Source organism: Aquitalea denitrificans, assembly GCF_009856625.1.
GTDB classification, from domain to species: domain Bacteria; phylum Pseudomonadota; class Gammaproteobacteria; order Burkholderiales; family Chromobacteriaceae; genus Aquitalea; species Aquitalea denitrificans.
Genome location: NZ_CP047241.1, coordinates 257,045 through 271,454, shown reverse-complemented (window position 1 = coordinate 271,454; position 14,410 = coordinate 257,045). Strand labels below are relative to the sequence as shown.

Genomic DNA, 14,410 nt, shown 5'->3' with positions numbered 1-14,410 from the left:
CGCATAGCTCCTAAAGAGGGAATCTTCCCCGCATCACGCGAAGAAGAACGCGAAACTATACGTAAGCCACAAAAAGTTGTCAATAATTTCATCAGTTTAGCCGCACACCCAGACGGGGAATGGCTGTCTGCAAGGCTTTTCTGGTAACATTCCGCGCTTCTGGCTCTGCTAAAAACCAACAACTGGCTAAAACCGTGTCCACCCCGTTATTCCGTACCCTGATCGCTGAAGACATGCAGACCGTAGACCGCGTCATTCGCGCCCGTCTGCACTCCGACGTAGTTCTCATCCGCCAGGTGGCGGAATACATCATCTCCGCGGGTGGCAAACGCCTGCGCCCGGTGCTGACCCTGCTGTCCGGCAAGGCCCTGGGTTACCAGGGTGAACATCTGTACGAGCTGGCGGCAATGATTGAATTCATCCACACCGCCACCTTGCTGCATGATGACGTGGTGGACGAATCCGACATGCGCCGTGGCCGCGAAACCGCCAATGCCTTGTTTGGCAATGCTGCCAGCGTGCTGGTGGGCGACTTCCTCTACACTCGCGCCTTCCAGATGATGGTGACCACCAACAATATGCAGATTCTGCAGGTGATGGCCGAAGCCACCAACATCATCGCCGAAGGCGAAGTGCTGCAGCTGTTGAATATCGGCAATACCGAACTGTCCGAACAAGACTACCTGCAAGTCATCCAGTACAAGACCGCCAAGCTGTTTGAAGCATCCGCCCGCGTGGGCGCGCTGATTGCCCAGGGCAGCGACGCCCAGGTCAAGGCCCTGGCCGACTACGGCATGTATCTGGGAACCGCCTTCCAGATCATCGACGACGTGCTGGACTACAGCGGCGACGCCGACACCATCGGCAAGAGCCTGGGTGACGACCTGGCCGAAGGCAAGGCCACCCTGCCCTTGATCTACACCATGCGCCAGGGTGATGCCGCCGCTGCCGACGTGGTACGCCAGGCGCTGGAAAACGCCAGCCGCGACCGTTTCCACGATGTACTGGCTGCGGTACAATCCTGCGGCGCGCTGGGCTACGCCAAAAACGAAGCCATCAAAGCCGCCGAACAAGCCGTGGCCGCCATTGCCGACCTGCCGGAAACACAGGTAAAACAGGCACTGGTAGAACTGGCCCGCCTGTCGGTGGACCGCAACGCCTGATCCGGATTTAAGTCTCCGTAGTTAAATGGATATAACGGCCCCCTCCTAAGGGGCAGTTACAGGTTCGATTCCTGTCGGGGGCACCACTTGCAGTTCCAGCGAAGTCCAGCAACATCCACTAAAGCCGCACCCAACAAGGGTTTGCGGCTTTTTTTACGTGATGCTCTACAGCAAGCTATTATCGTTACCAGCATTCAATCATCCTGCCCCAAGTTGCTTCCCCTCTCCCTATCCGCCGCCCGTACCGCATCGCGGTCGGGATATTCGCTGATGCGGACCAGCCGGGCGATGATGGCGGCGCGGCTGCGGCCCATGGTTTGGGCAATGCTGGCGCAGTCGGGGGCGGCGGGGTCGTGCCAACTGGCGCGTAGCCGGGCGTCGTCGCTGGCGCTCCAGGCTTTGCCGGCGTTTGGGTTGCTGTCAGGTGGCTGGTCGAGGTCCGGCAGTGGCAACGGCGGCGGCTGGCTGGCCCACCAGGCGGGCTGGCCGGCTTGTTCCAGCCTTTGGTCGTCGGCCTGCATGGCGCTGGTCTGGTCGGCAAAATAGCCTTGTTTCACCAGCCGGGCGAGGATGGCGGCGCGGCTGCGGCCCAGCTTTTCTGCCAGTTCGGCACTGGTGACAGTGCTGGAAGTTTCCCACAGCGCGCTCAGCCGGTTGTCTTCGGCAATGCTCCAGCGCTCGCCTGTGCGGCTGTGGCCGGGACGGGCCGGGGCAGATGGCGGGACGGGCTGGGCAGCGTGTTGCTTGCTTACCCGTTTTAGCTGCTGGTAGTAGTTGGCGCGGGCCTGGTCCAGCGCCGGGTCTTTCGGCGTGTGCAGGGCATGGTCGCGGTGTAGCGGATCCAGACCCAGTATCAGTTGTTCGACGATTTCCAGTTCCCGGTTCATGCACTCCTCCTTCCTGTCATGTCTTGCAGCTGCTTGTGTGGCCGACCTGCATGGACGCTCGGTCTGATCATGACCGCTATCCAATGCACCAAATATGACATTTGCACAACAATGATGCCAAAATACGCTGATTGCAGAGGCGGTATCCGCTTTCGGCCCAAACGGGATACCTGCTGCCTGACAGTACGGCAAACACTGGCTTGGCGCATAGAGGACCATCATGGCAATCAATCCGGACAAACCTTACCCGGCTTTCAATAACGCAACTGGCTGGCAGCGCATAGGCCTGAGTCTTGCCGCCCTGGCCTATGCGGCGTTCAGCGTGCATTGGCATGCATTTTACCTGCCCAGCAAACACGGGCATGGCACGACCTTTCATGGTCCTGCGGCCAGCCTGTTGGAAACCGCCGTGATCTTTGCGGCCATTGCCTTGTTACTGCCCCTGTTTGCTGATGTTGGTTCCAGTGAATCTGTACGCAGTTTCGAGCGCGGGCGGCGTATTTGTGCTGGCCTGGGCTATGCCTTGATGTTCTGGGGTATGTTCTGGCAGATGCTGGGGGTGAATGATGCGGCAGTGGCAAGCACGCCCGTTCCGCTGTGGCACTGGCTGCTGTGGTTTGTTGCGGGCATGGCCGGGTCCTTGCTGGGTTTGCTGCCAGCGAGCTACCAGCGCAAATCCAGCCCGTCTGCTGGCCACAAAAATGGGAATCTCGGCATAGGCGGGGCCTGCTTGGGCAGCCTGCTGCTGCTGGGCGTGGCGGTGGGTTTCCTGTGGCTGTTCATTTATTTCTTCCATGCCAACCCGTCCCTGCTGCTGGCAATGGATACCGGTACCTTGTTGATGCTGCTGATACTGGGCTTGGGTATTGGTTTTGCCGTCTGGAGCTGGTCCGTCATCCGGCGGGAAAACAAGGCAGCAGCAACGGCCAATCCCTCTGACTGGAAAATGCCCTTCTGGCGCACATTACCTGGCTGGAGCCTGGTGTTGCTGCTGCTGTTGGGTGGGGCGCTGATGCTGACAACCTGGGAAAAACCGCAGGCTGCGGCCCCCTCTGCACCAACAGTCAACGACACTGCGCAGGAATGCGGACTGACACCGGATGCTTGCCCGGCAGAAGCCAAGGCAGAATGGCAAAGGCTGGAGCAACTGTCACAAGCCAGCCATCAGTGGGAAAACTGGAGTCACGGCACCCATACCATCCAGTACTACGACAAAGCTGGCATAACCATTCAAGACGGGGTGCTGACGGTGATTCAGAATTCGGTGGCGCAGGATGCCGAAGGGTCGGCATTTTTCCGTAGCCGTCATGAATATCCGGGCAAAAGCGACCCCTACGGCATGTATAACGAGCTGCAATTCCGCTGCGCTACCGGGGAGGTCCGCATCAAGCGGCAATGGCTGGTGGATGCGGACAAGCATGTCATTCAGGTGAACCAGACTACCGAGTGGGAAAGCAAGGAAGCGGGAGAACAAGCCTTTGGTGATTTGCGCCGGATTGTATGTCCGGGCTAGCGGCTTGCGCTTGACTCACCCTCGCAATGACAAGACAAAGCCGCCATCACTGGCGGCCTTGTCTTATCTGGGCTGATGGCTTCAGGGCTTGGCCAACGGCTGCAAGGCCCAGTCGAATACCGGTTTGAAATCGGCTGCCATGGAACGGGCCATGCTGGCGGTGATGTGGTTTTTGTCCTGATAGCGGATGTGGCTGTTCTGGCTGGCGTAGCAGGTGGTGGCATCGCAGAAGTGACACAGCTGCGGGTCACGAAGCCACAAGCACGCATTACCCGATGTTGCACTGCAAAGTCCTCATGGCGCTTGTGTGGTGGGTGAGGTATACCGAAATCAGTTGCCAGCACGGCATTTGCTACGGATTTACACAACAACAGGTCGCCTGCTGTCAGATTCCGCCACCCGCCCCTGCCTACACTGGCAGGATGGCTGCACGGCCCTCCGGCCAATACGCATAGCGGGCGGTACTGGCAATACACCGTCGGGGAGAACACCTTGGTCACTTCCATCCTTCTGGACCTGATGGGCGGCGTTGCGCTGCTGCTATGGGGCCTGCACATGGTGCACAGCGGCATCGTGCGCGCTTTTGGTGCCAGCCTGCGCCGGGTGATGGCCACGGTATTGCGCACCCGCTTGCAGGCTTTTCTGGCCGGGCTGGGCATTACCGCCCTGCTGCAAAGCAGTACCGCCACCGCGCTGATGCTGTCGTCCTTCTCTGCCTCCGGCATGGTGGAGCTGGCCCCGGCGCTGGCGGTGATGCTGGGGGCCAATGTCGGCACCACGCTGATTGTGCAGCTGCTGTCGTTTGACTCCTCCGCCATCTCGCCCTTGTTGCTGGTGCTTGGCGTGGTGGCGTTCAAGCGCAGCCGCGATGCACGGTGGCGTGATCTGGGCCGGGTGGCCATTGGCCTGGGCTTGATGCTGTTATCGCTGCACTTGCTGCTGACCAGCCTGGCCCCAGCGGAAAACGCGCCGCTGGTGCGCGAAATCCTGTCGGCCATCACCGGCGAGCCGCTGCTCACCCTGCTGCTGGGCGCAGTGCTGACCTGGCTGGCGCATTCCAGTGTGGCCACGGTCTTGCTCACCATGTCGCTGGCCTATTCCGGCTTCATTCCGCCACTGGCCGCCTGTGCGCTGATTCTGGGGGCCAATCTGGGCAGCGCGCTCAACCCCTTCATCGAAGGCTTGTCCAGCAGCAATCCGGCGCACCGCCGACTGCCGGCGGGCAATCTGCTCACCCGGCTGGCGGGCTGTGCACTATTCCTGCCCCTGCTGGCACCGCTACTGGGCTGGCTGACGCCGCTGGAAGACAATCCGGCGCGGCTGGCGGCGGATTTTCATACCCTGTTCAATGTGGTGGTGGCGCTGGTTTTCCTGCCGCCCATCCAGCCGCTGTCACGCCTGCTGTGCCGCTGGCTGCCGGACAGCAAGGCCGCGGACGACCCGGCCCAGCCGCTGTATCTGGATGCCAGCGTGCAGGGCACGCCCAGCGTGGCGCTGGCCTGTGCCGCCCGCGAAACCCTGCACATGGGCGATATCGTGGAAACCATGCTGCGCGAATCCATGCAGGTATTGCTGGGCAATGACCGCAAGCTGGCACTGGCGGTTTCGCAACGCGACAACGCGGTGGACAGCCTGTACGAGGCCATCAAGCTATACGTGGTGCAGCTCACCCGCGACAGCCTGGATGAAGCCGAAGGGCGGCGGGCGATGGAAATCATGGCCTTGTCGATCAATCTGGAACATATCGGCGACATCATCGACAAGAACCTGATGGAGCTGGCCAACAAGAAGATCAAGCATCAGCTGCAGTTCTCGCGTGAGGGCGCACAGGAGCTGGAGGCCTTTCACCGCCTGATCATCGACAATCTCAAGCTGTCTTTTACCGTGTTCCTGACCGGCGACGTCAAGGCGGCACGCCAGTTGCTGGACGAAAAAACCCGGGTGCGCGAACTGGAAATGCAAGCCGCCGAAAGCCATATGGCACGGCTGCGCGAAGGCCGGATGGAAAGCCTGGAAACCAGCTCGCTGCATCTGGATATCCTGCGCGACTTCAAGCGCATCCACTCCCATCTGTGCGCCACCGCCTATCCGGCGCTGGAAGCCAGCGGCCAGCTGCGCCCCAGCCGCCTACGCAAACAGGCGGTGTCCGGCACACCGGCCAGCAGCGATGGTGCTGGCAGCGTACATCCGGCCCCGCCGCCGTCTGCCGGAGCATGCTGAGCAGAATTGTTAAGGTGTTTGCCAGGATGGCCCGGCCCACCGTGGATGCTGGTATATCTGTCAGCCTGATTCACACCCGGATGCCGCTATGCGCTTTGCCATTACCCTGACCGACCGTTTCAAGGTGCTGCTGGACCTTGCCTTGCTGGCCGGCTGGCAGCCGTTGAAAATCTTCACCTGCCCGCTGGATGGCAAGATCCACGACAACCGGCAGGTGGTGGAACAGGCGGCCCGGCTGGGCATTCCCGTGCAGCTGTCGCCGCTGACCGAGGCGGACCTGGCCGCGCTGGCTGCACAAGGCTGCCAAGCCCTGCTGCTGGGCAGCTATGACTGGAAAGTACCGGACTGGCGGCCTTATCTGCCCCATGCGGTCAACTTCCACCCCTCGCCGTTACCGGCGGCACGCGGGCCGTTTCCGCTGGTGCGCGCCATTCTGGAGCAACGCAGCCAATGGGGGGTGAGCTGCCATGTGGTGGAGCCGCGCTTTGACAGCGGCGCGCTGCTGGATCAACAACTGTTTGCCCTGAGCCCCGACGAAACCCTGGCCACGCTGGAGTGGAAATGCCAGCTGGCACTGGAGCAGTTGGGCCGCCGCGTCATCGCGGATTTCGCCAACTTGTGGCAACAGGCCCAGCCGCAAGGGGCTGGCAGCTACTGGCCACGCTGGAGCGATGCCGAACGCACGCTGAACCTGCGCGGCCCACTGGACGCCATCCTGCGCCAGTTGCGCGCCTTTGGCGATATCAACTGCCTGGCCGAGGCCAATGGGGTGAGCTTTGTGGTGCATCGCGCCCACGGCTGGCTGGAGCCACATGGCCACACGCCCGGCACCCTGCTGCGCAGCGTGGACCTGTCCATGCTGTTTGCCGTGCAGGATGGCTATCTGGTGATCAGCGAATGGAGCGTGCAGCCTCCCGGTGCCATCAGCGGTCGACGGCCATTCTGAGCGCCGTTATCCGATTGCTCATTCCACGAAAAACAGCCCTTGACGGGCTGTTTTGCATGGCGGTAATACCGGCAGCTACCACTGGCCACCCAGTGCGGCAATCAAGGCCACGCTGGCGGTGTACTGGCGGTTTTTCAGGGTCCACAGGCTGTTTTCGGCGCTGATGCGGCTGTTTTGTGCGGTCAGCACATTCAGATAACTCACCACCCCGGCGCGGTACTGGTTGAGCGCAATGGTTTCCGCCCGCTGCGCCGCGGCCAGCGCCGCTTGCTGGTACTGCATTTCCTCGTCCAGCAGCGCCTGGGCGGACAGATTGTCCTCTACAGCCTGGAAAGCGGACAGCACGGTCTGGCGATAACTGGCCACGCTGGCGTCGTAGCTGGCCACCGCTGCGGCGGTCTGTGCGCGGCGCAAGCCACCGTCAAACAGGGGGAGTGCCAGCTGCGGCCCCACGCTCCAGATGCGGTTGGGCAGGCTCACCCAGTCGGCAAAGCTGCTGCTCTTGTAGCCGCCGCTGGCCGACAGGTTCAGCGTGGGAAAGAACGCCGCCTTGGCAATGCCGATTTCGGCATTGGCCTGTGCCACCGCCCGCTCCGCCGCGGCGATGTCCGGACGGCGCTCCAGCAAGGTGGACGGCAGGCCGGCTGGCAGATTTGGCAGATGGGGCAGGGTTTTGCTGACCGGCAGCGTGAAGCTGGCCGGGGCCACGCCCAGCGAAGCGGCGATGGCGTGCTCCAGCTGGGCACGGCTCAGCTGCTTGTCCACCCGCGCGGCCTGGGCGGTTTTCCAGCTGCTTTCCGCCTGCGCCACGGCATCGTCCGACACCATGCCCACGGCAAACTGGTTGCGGGTGAGCTGCAGGTTTTGCAGCAGATTGGCCTCGCTGTCCTGCAATTGCTTGAGCTGCACGTCGGCAGCCACCAGTTGCAGGTAGGCGGTGGCCAGCTGGGCCTGGCTGCTCAGGCGGATGGACGCCAGCTGGGCGGCGCTGGCCGCCTCCTTGGCATTGCCCGCCTCCACCGCGCGGCGCACGGTGCCCCACAAGTCCACTTCCCAACTGGCGCTGGCGGACAGATTGTACTGATTGCTGACGCTGCCGCCCGCCGTTGTCACCCCGCGGGTTTTGCTGGCGGTACTGCTGATGGTGGGCCACAGGCTGGCTTCGGCCTGATCCAGCAAGGCGCGGGCATTGCGGTAGTTGGCCTCGGCCTGGGCAATGGTGGGGCTTTGCCGGTTGAGGGTGTCCATCAGGCTATCGAGCTGTGGGTCCTGATACACCACCCACCAGTTGCCACGCGGAGCGGCATCTTGCGGGGTGGCGGTTTTCCAGCGGCCGTCTTCCTTGTACGTTGCCGGAATGTCCATCTTGGGCCGGGTATAGTCCGGGCCGATGGCGCAGCCGGCCAGCAGCAGGCTGATCAGGCCGGCCAGTGCCAGCCGGGACGGGGTGAATGCAGACATGCGTGTCATTCCTTGTGTGCGGCGGCAGCCCGGCTGCGCCAGTTGTCACGCCATTGCTGGCACCACAGGCGGAAACGGTCCAGATACAGGTAAACCACCGGCGTGGTGTACAGCGTCAGCAACTGGCTGAGCAGCAGGCCACCGACAATGGAGATGCCCAGCGGGGTGCGCATCTCGGCACCATCGCCATGCCCCAGTGCCAGCGGCAATGCGCCAAACAGGGCGGCCAGCGTGGTCATCATGATGGGACGGAAGCGCAGCAGGCAGGCTTGCAAAATGGCATCGTGCGAACTGAGGCCCTGCTCGCGTTCGGCACTGAGGGCAAAGTCGATCATCATGATGGCGTTTTTCTTGACGATGCCGATCAACAGCAGCACGCCGATCAGCGCGATGATGTTGAATTCGCCACCGGTGGCCAGCAGCGCCAGCAAGGCCCCTACCCCGGCCGACGGCAGCGTGGACAGGATGGTGAGCGGGTGCACCACGCTTTCATACAGCATGCCCAGCACGATATACACCGCTACCATGGCCGCCAGAATCAGCACCGGCTGACTGCCCAGCGAATCCTGGAAGGACTTGGCCGTACCCTGGAAGCTGCCGTGTATCGACGATGGCAGGCCGATATCGGTGGTGGCCTTGTCGATGGCAGCGGTGGCGTCGGACAGCGAGCTGCCCGGCGGCAGGTTGAAGGACACCGTGGTGGCGGCAAACTGGCTTTGGTGGTTCACCGCCAGCGCGGTATTGGTGGGCTGCCAGCGGGCAAAGGCCGACAGCGGAATCGGCTGGCCGGAGGTGGTTTGCAGATAGATGCTGCGCAGGCCTTCGGCGCTCTGCCAGTACTGGGGTGCCACTTCCAGCACCACATGGTACTGGTTGAGCGGGTTGTAGATGGTGGACACCTGGCGCTGGCCGAAGGCGTCGTTCAGCACCGAATCCACTTGCGACTGGGTCAGGCCGAGGCGCGCCATGGCATCACGGTCGAAGGTGAGCGTGGTTTGCAGGCCCTTGATTTCCTGATCGCTGCTGACATCGGCCAGCATCGGCAGCTTTTGCAGCGCCTGCTGTACCTTGGGCGTCCAGCGACGCAGTTCTTCCAGGTCATCCCCTTGCAAGGTGTACTGGTACTGGGCATTGGCCGACCGTCCGCCCACGCGGATGTCCTGCACCGATTGCAAAAACAACTGCGCCCCCGGCTCGCGCGCCAGCCGCTTGCGCAGGCGGGCAATCACCTGATCAGCCGTTTCCGTGCGCTCGCCCAGCGGCTTGAGGCTGACAAACATATTGGCGGTGTTGCGCTGGCCGCCGCCGGTAAAGCCAATCACCTTGTCCACCGCCGGGTCCTGCCCTACCGCGTCGATAAAGCGTTGCAGCTTTTGCTGCATGGCCTGGAAGGAAATGCTCTGGTCGGCCTTGATCATGCCGGTCAGGCGGCCGGTGTCCTGCTGCGGGAAAAAGCCCTTGGGCACAATCACGTACAGGTAGACATTCAGCGCGATGGTGGCCGCCAGCATCAGCATCATCAGCGGGCCGTGACGCAGCGCCCAGCCAAGGCTGCGGCGATAGCCGGCCAGCATGGCGTCGAACATGCGCTCGCTCCAGACAAACAGGCGGCCCGGCTTGTGTTCGCCATGGCTTTTCAGCCAGCGCGCACACAACATGGGCGTGGTGGTGAGCGACACCAGCAGCGACACCAGAATGGCCACCGACAGCGTGACGGCAAACTCGCGGAACAGGCGGCCGATGATGCCGCCCATCATCAGGATGGGAATGAACACCGCAATCAGCGACAAACTCATCGACAGCACGGTAAAGCCCACCTCACGCGCGCCCTGCAGCGCGGCCTGGAAGGGCTTCATGCCGTTTTCGATATGACGGGCAATGTTTTCCAGCACCACGATGGTGTCGTCCACCACAAAACCGGTGGCAATGGTCAGCGCCATCAGGCTGAGGTTGTTGAGCGAGAAGCCACACAGATACATCACGGCAAAAGTGCCCACCAGCGACACCGGCACGGTGATGGCGGGAATGGCGGTGGCGCGGCCATTACGCAAGAACAGGAAGACCACCAGGATGACCAGCGCGATGGAAATCAGCAGTGAGCGCTCCACCTCGGACAGCGAGGCACGGATGGTGGAGGTGCGGTCCATCACCACCTGCATCTTGATGGCGGCGGGAATGGACGCCTGCAACTGCGGCAACAGCGCCTTCACCCGTTCCACCGTTTCGATGATGTTGGCACCCGGCTGGCGGAACAGGATGATCATCACCGCCGGTTGCTTGCCCAGCAAGCCGGCATTGCGCACATCCAGTACCGAATCCTTCACCTCGGCCACGTCGGACAGGCGCACCGCCGCGCCGTTCTTGTAGCTCACTACCAGCGGCAGGTAGTCACTGGCCTTGCCGGCCTGGTCATTGGCCTGTACCTGCCAGTGGCGCTGGCCGTCCTCGACAAAACCCTTGGGCCGGTTGGCATTGGTGCTGGTGATGGCGGCGCGCACCGTTTCCATGCCGATACCGTAATGGTTCAGCTGTAGCGGGTTCATTTCCACCCGCACCGCCGGCTGTGCGCCGCCACCGATATTCACATCGCCAATGCCCTCCACCTGCGCCAGCTTCTGGCCAAGGATGGAGTCGGCGGCATCGTACATCTGGCCGCGGGTGAGCGAGTCCGAGGTCAGGCCGATGATCATGATGGGCGCGTCGGCCGGGTTCACCTTGCGGTAGGTCGGGTTGGACGGCATGCCGGTGGGCAGCAGCGAACGCGCGGCATTGATGGCGGCCTGCACATCGCGCGCAGCACCGTTGATGTCGCGGTTGAGGTCAAACTGCAAGGTAATGCGGGTGGAGGCCAGCGAACTGGACGAGGTGATTTCGGTCACCCCGGCAATGCGCCCCAGCGCCCGCTCCAGCGGGGTGGCCACGGTGGACGCCATGGTTTCCGGGCTGGCACCGGGCAGCTTGGCGCTGACCGAGATGGTAGGAAAATCCACCTGCGGCAAGGGCGACACCGGCAGCAGCTTGAAGGCCAGAAAGCCCGCCAGCAGGATGGCCAGCGTCAGCAGCGTGGTGGCAATGGGCCGCCGGATGAAGGGCGCGGACGGAATCATGCCTCGGCCTCTGCCTTGTCATCGTCAGCGGCATGGTCAGGACGCCGCCAGCGTCGTGCCAGCCGGTCGAAGGCCAGGTAAATCACCGGGGTGGTGAACAGGGTCAGCACCTGGCTGACCATCAGCCCGCCCACCATGGTGACGCCCAGCGGCGAGCGCAATTCGGAACCCATGCCACTGCCCAGCATCAGCGGCAGCGCGCCCAGCAGCGCCGCCATGGTGGTCATCAGGATGGGGCGGAAACGCAGCAAACAGGCCTGGTAGATGGCATCGCGTGGGCTCATGCCCTGCTCGCGTTCGGCCTCCAGCGCAAAATCGATCATCATGATGGCGTTTTTCTTGACGATGCCGATCAGCAAGATGATGCCGATGATGGCAATCACCGACAGGTCGTTGCCGGACACCAGCAAGGCCAGCAAGGCACCGATACCGGCCGAGGGTAGCGTCGACAAGATGGTAATGGGATGAATATAGCTCTCGTACAGCACCCCCAGCACGATATACATGGTGATGATGGCCGCCAGGATCAGCCATAGCGTGTTGCTGAGTGAAGCCTGAAAGGCCAGCGCCGCGCCCTGGAATTTGGTATCCAGGCTGGCCGGCATGCCCAGCTCGGCCTCGGCCTGACGGATGGCCTCCACCGCTGGCCCCAGCGCCGCACCCTTGGCCAGGTTGAACGAGATGGTGGTGGTGGGGAACTGCCCCAGATGGTTAACGGTGAGCGCGGTCGGGCGCTGCTCGATGCTGGCCACCGCATCCAGCGGCACCGGTCCGCCACTGGCGGTCGGCACATAAATGCCCTTCAGCGACAGCGGGCCTTGCTGGTTCTGCCCGTCCACTTCCAGCACCACGCGGTACTGGTTGGTCTGGGTGAAGATGGTGGAAATCAGCCGCTGGCCAAAGGCATCGTACAGCGCATTGTCGATGGCCGCAGTGGTGACCCCCAGCCGGGCTGCGGTATCACGGTTGATGTTGACATAGGCTTGCAGGCCCTTGTCCTGCAAGTCGCTGGCCACATCCGCCAGTTGCGGCAATTGACTCAGCTTGTGTACCAGCTTGGGCACCCATTGCGACAGCTCGTCCGGATTGGTGGCCTGCAGGGTGAACTGGTACTGGGTGCGGCTGATACGGGTGTCGATGGACAAATCCTGCACCGGCTGCAAATACAGCGACATGCCCGGCACGCTGGCGGCACTTTGCTGCAGCCGTGCCAGCACGGTGCGGATGTCATCGCGCTCGCCCTTGGGCTTGAGGTTGATTTGCAGGCGGCCGCTGTTGAGCGAGGCATTATTGCCATCTACCCCGATGAAGGACGACAGGCTGTCCACCGCCGGGTCTTTCAGCAAGGCCTGGGCCAGTTGTTCCTGCTTCTGCGCCATCGCGCTGAAAGAAATACTCTGCGCCGCCTCGCTGCTGCCCATGATGGCGCCGGTATCCTGCAAGGGGAAAAAGCCCTTGGGCACGGCCACATACAGCAGCACGGTCAGCAGCAAGGTGCCAAACGCCACCAGCAGGGTGAGCTTTTGCCGCTCCAGCACCCAGCCCAGCATCTGGCCGTAACGGGCAATGATGCGGTCGAAGAAGGCCCCGCTGGCATGGTAGAAACGGCCCTGTTTTTCTTCTGGCACATGCTTGAGCAGGCGCGCGCACATCATCGGCGTCAGGGTGAGCGAAATGAAGGCCGAAATCAGGATGGACACCGCCAGCGTGATGGCAAACTCGCGGAACAGCCGCCCCACCACATCGCCCATGAACAGCAGCGGAATCAGCACCGCAATCAGCGAGAAGGTAAGCGAGATGATGGTAAAGCCAATCTGCTGCGAGCCCTTCAGCGCCGCCGCCATCGGTTTTTCGCCTTCCTCGATGTAGCGGGCAATGTTCTCGATCATCACGATGGCATCGTCCACCACAAAGCCGGTGGCAATGGTCAGCGCCATCAGGGTGAGGTTGTTGATGGAAAAGCCGGTGAGGTACATCACGCCAAACGTCCCCACCAGCGACAGCGGCACCGCCACGGCGGGAATGATGGTGGCCGGCACATTGCGCAGAAACACGAAAATCACCATCACCACCAGGGCGATGGCCAGCAGCAGTTCAAACTCGACATCCTCCACCGAGGCACGAATGGTGACGGTGCGGTCGCTCAGCACCTTCACATCCACCGCGCCGGGCAGGGTGGATTGCAACTGCGGCAGCAAGGCCTTGATGCGGTCAGTCACCTGGATGACATTGGCCCCCGGCTGACGCTGCACATTCAGGATGATGGACGGCGTGCTGCCCGCCCAGGCTGCCAGCCGCATGTTTTCCGCCGCATCCACTACCTTGGCCACATCGCGCAAGCGCACCGCTGCGCCGTTCTGGTAGGCGATGATGACGTTCTGGTATTCCTCGGCCGACTTGAGCTGGTCGTTGCCATCCACGGTGGAGGCTTGCTGCGGGCCGTCAAAACTGCCCTTGGCCTGGTTCACATTGGCATTGCTGATGGCGGTGCGGATGTCCTCCAGCGTCAGGCCGCGCGCTGCCAGTGCCTTGGGATTGCTCTGGATGCGCACCGCAGGCCGCTGGCCGCCACTGAGGCTGACCAGACCCACGCCCGGCACTTGCGACAGCTTTTGCGCCAGCCGGGTGTCCACCAGGTCTTCCAGCTTGGTCAGCGGCAGCGTGTCCGAGCTGACCGCGATGGTGAGAATCGGGGTGTCAGCCGGGTTTACCTTGCTGTAGATCGGTGGATTGGGCAGGTCGCTGGGCAACAGGTTACCCGCCGCGTTGATGGCGGCCTGCACTTCCTGCTCGGCCACATCCAGCGTCAATTCCAGGCTGAACTGCAGGGTAATCACCGACGCGCCGCCCGAACTGGTGGATGACATCTGGGTCAGCCCCGGCATCTGGCCGAACTGGCGCTCCAGTGGCGCGGTAATGGACGAAGTGATGACCTCCGGGCTGGCACCGGGGTACTGGGTTACCACCTGGATGGTGGGGTAGTCCACCTCGGGCAGGGCCGATACCGGCAGCAGCTTCCAGGCCACCAGGCCGGTGAGCAGGATGGCCAGCATCAGCAAGGTGGTGGCCACCGGCCGCAGAATGAACGGGCGTGAGGGATTCATACCGTGTTC

General features: G+C 62.5%; 9 protein-coding genes and 1 tRNA gene. 5 read left to right on the top strand and 5 right to left on the bottom strand.

Features of this window, described 5'->3' with window-relative positions; genetic code table 11:
- Positions 1-233: 233 nt before the first annotated feature.
- A complete protein-coding gene (locus GSR16_RS01270) occupies positions 234-1,163 on the top strand; it encodes a polyprenyl synthetase family protein (protein ID WP_240902646.1) in 930 nt (309 codons plus the stop codon).
- 11 nt (positions 1,164-1,174) lie between these two features.
- Positions 1,175-1,249 (top strand) — tRNA-Arg (locus tag GSR16_RS01265).
- A gap of 108 nt (positions 1,250-1,357) precedes the next feature.
- On the opposite strand, the gene GSR16_RS01260 is transcribed toward GSR16_RS01265, so the two are convergent.
- Positions 1,358-2,050, bottom strand: a complete 693-nt coding sequence (locus GSR16_RS01260; RefSeq protein ID WP_159874780.1) for a helix-turn-helix domain-containing protein — start codon at positions 2,048-2,050, stop codon at positions 1,358-1,360.
- 220 nt (positions 2,051-2,270) lie between these two features.
- Between GSR16_RS01260 and GSR16_RS01255 the strand changes: the two genes are divergently transcribed.
- Positions 2,271-3,563, top strand: coding sequence for a hypothetical protein (locus GSR16_RS01255; protein ID WP_159874779.1), 1,293 nt, complete (start codon positions 2,271-2,273; stop codon positions 3,561-3,563).
- An 81-nt stretch (positions 3,564-3,644) separates the two neighbouring features.
- Here GSR16_RS01255 and GSR16_RS01250 read toward each other — a convergent pair whose 3' ends face one another.
- Entirely contained in the window at positions 3,645-3,824 is a 180-nt protein-coding gene (locus GSR16_RS01250) for a hypothetical protein (RefSeq protein ID WP_159874778.1), read from the bottom strand.
- A gap of 231 nt (positions 3,825-4,055) precedes the next feature.
- Between GSR16_RS01250 and GSR16_RS01245 the strand changes: the two genes are divergently transcribed.
- Together GSR16_RS01245 and GSR16_RS01240 are read left to right on the top strand one after the other, a co-directional pair.
- A complete protein-coding gene (locus GSR16_RS01245; RefSeq protein WP_159874777.1) occupies positions 4,056-5,783 on the top strand; it encodes a Na/Pi cotransporter family protein in 1,728 nt (575 codons plus the stop codon).
- An 88-nt stretch (positions 5,784-5,871) separates the two neighbouring features.
- Positions 5,872-6,729, top strand: a complete 858-nt coding sequence (locus GSR16_RS01240; protein ID WP_159874776.1) for a formyltransferase family protein — start codon at positions 5,872-5,874, stop codon at positions 6,727-6,729.
- A 75-nt stretch (positions 6,730-6,804) separates the two neighbouring features.
- Here the strand turns inward: GSR16_RS01240 and GSR16_RS01235 are convergent, their stop codons facing one another.
- Genes GSR16_RS01235 through GSR16_RS01225 form a run of 3 tightly spaced genes read right to left on the bottom strand, consistent with a single transcriptional unit; the run spans position 6,805 to position 14,401 of the window.
- Complete coding sequence (locus GSR16_RS01235) at positions 6,805-8,190, bottom strand: efflux transporter outer membrane subunit (RefSeq protein WP_167522551.1); 1,386 nt, start codon at positions 8,188-8,190, stop codon at positions 6,805-6,807.
- Between the two features lie 5 nt (positions 8,191-8,195).
- Positions 8,196-11,297 carry a multidrug efflux RND transporter permease subunit gene (locus GSR16_RS01230; RefSeq protein WP_159874774.1) on the bottom strand — a complete coding sequence of 1,034 codons (3,102 nt, stop codon included), beginning with the start codon at positions 11,295-11,297 and terminating at the stop codon, positions 8,196-8,198.
- Positions 11,294-14,401: an MdtB/MuxB family multidrug efflux RND transporter permease subunit gene (locus GSR16_RS01225; protein ID WP_159874773.1), complete on the bottom strand. Its 3,108-nt coding sequence runs from the start codon at positions 14,399-14,401 to the stop codon at positions 11,294-11,296. The genes GSR16_RS01230 and GSR16_RS01225 overlap by 4 nt, the downstream gene beginning before the upstream one ends.
- Between the last annotated feature and the right edge of the window lie 9 nt (positions 14,402-14,410).

Coding starts and splice junctions, on each gene's coding strand:
- GSR16_RS01230 (WP_159874774.1), bottom strand. CDS start 11,297: ATGATTCCGTCCGCGCCCTTCATCCGGCGGCCCATTGCCACCACGCTG.
- GSR16_RS01235 (WP_167522551.1), bottom strand. CDS start 8,190: ATGTCTGCATTCACCCCGTCCCGGCTGGCACTGGCCGGCCTGATCAGC.
- GSR16_RS01255 (WP_159874779.1), top strand. CDS start 2,271: ATGGCAATCAATCCGGACAAACCTTACCCGGCTTTCAATAACGCAACT.
- GSR16_RS01260 (WP_159874780.1), bottom strand. CDS start 2,050: ATGAACCGGGAACTGGAAATCGTCGAACAACTGATACTGGGTCTGGAT.
- GSR16_RS01225 (WP_159874773.1), bottom strand. CDS start 14,401: ATGAATCCCTCACGCCCGTTCATTCTGCGGCCGGTGGCCACCACCTTG.
- GSR16_RS01240 (WP_159874776.1), top strand. CDS start 5,872: ATGCGCTTTGCCATTACCCTGACCGACCGTTTCAAGGTGCTGCTGGAC.
- GSR16_RS01270 (WP_240902646.1), top strand. CDS start 234: ATGCAGACCGTAGACCGCGTCATTCGCGCCCGTCTGCACTCCGACGTA.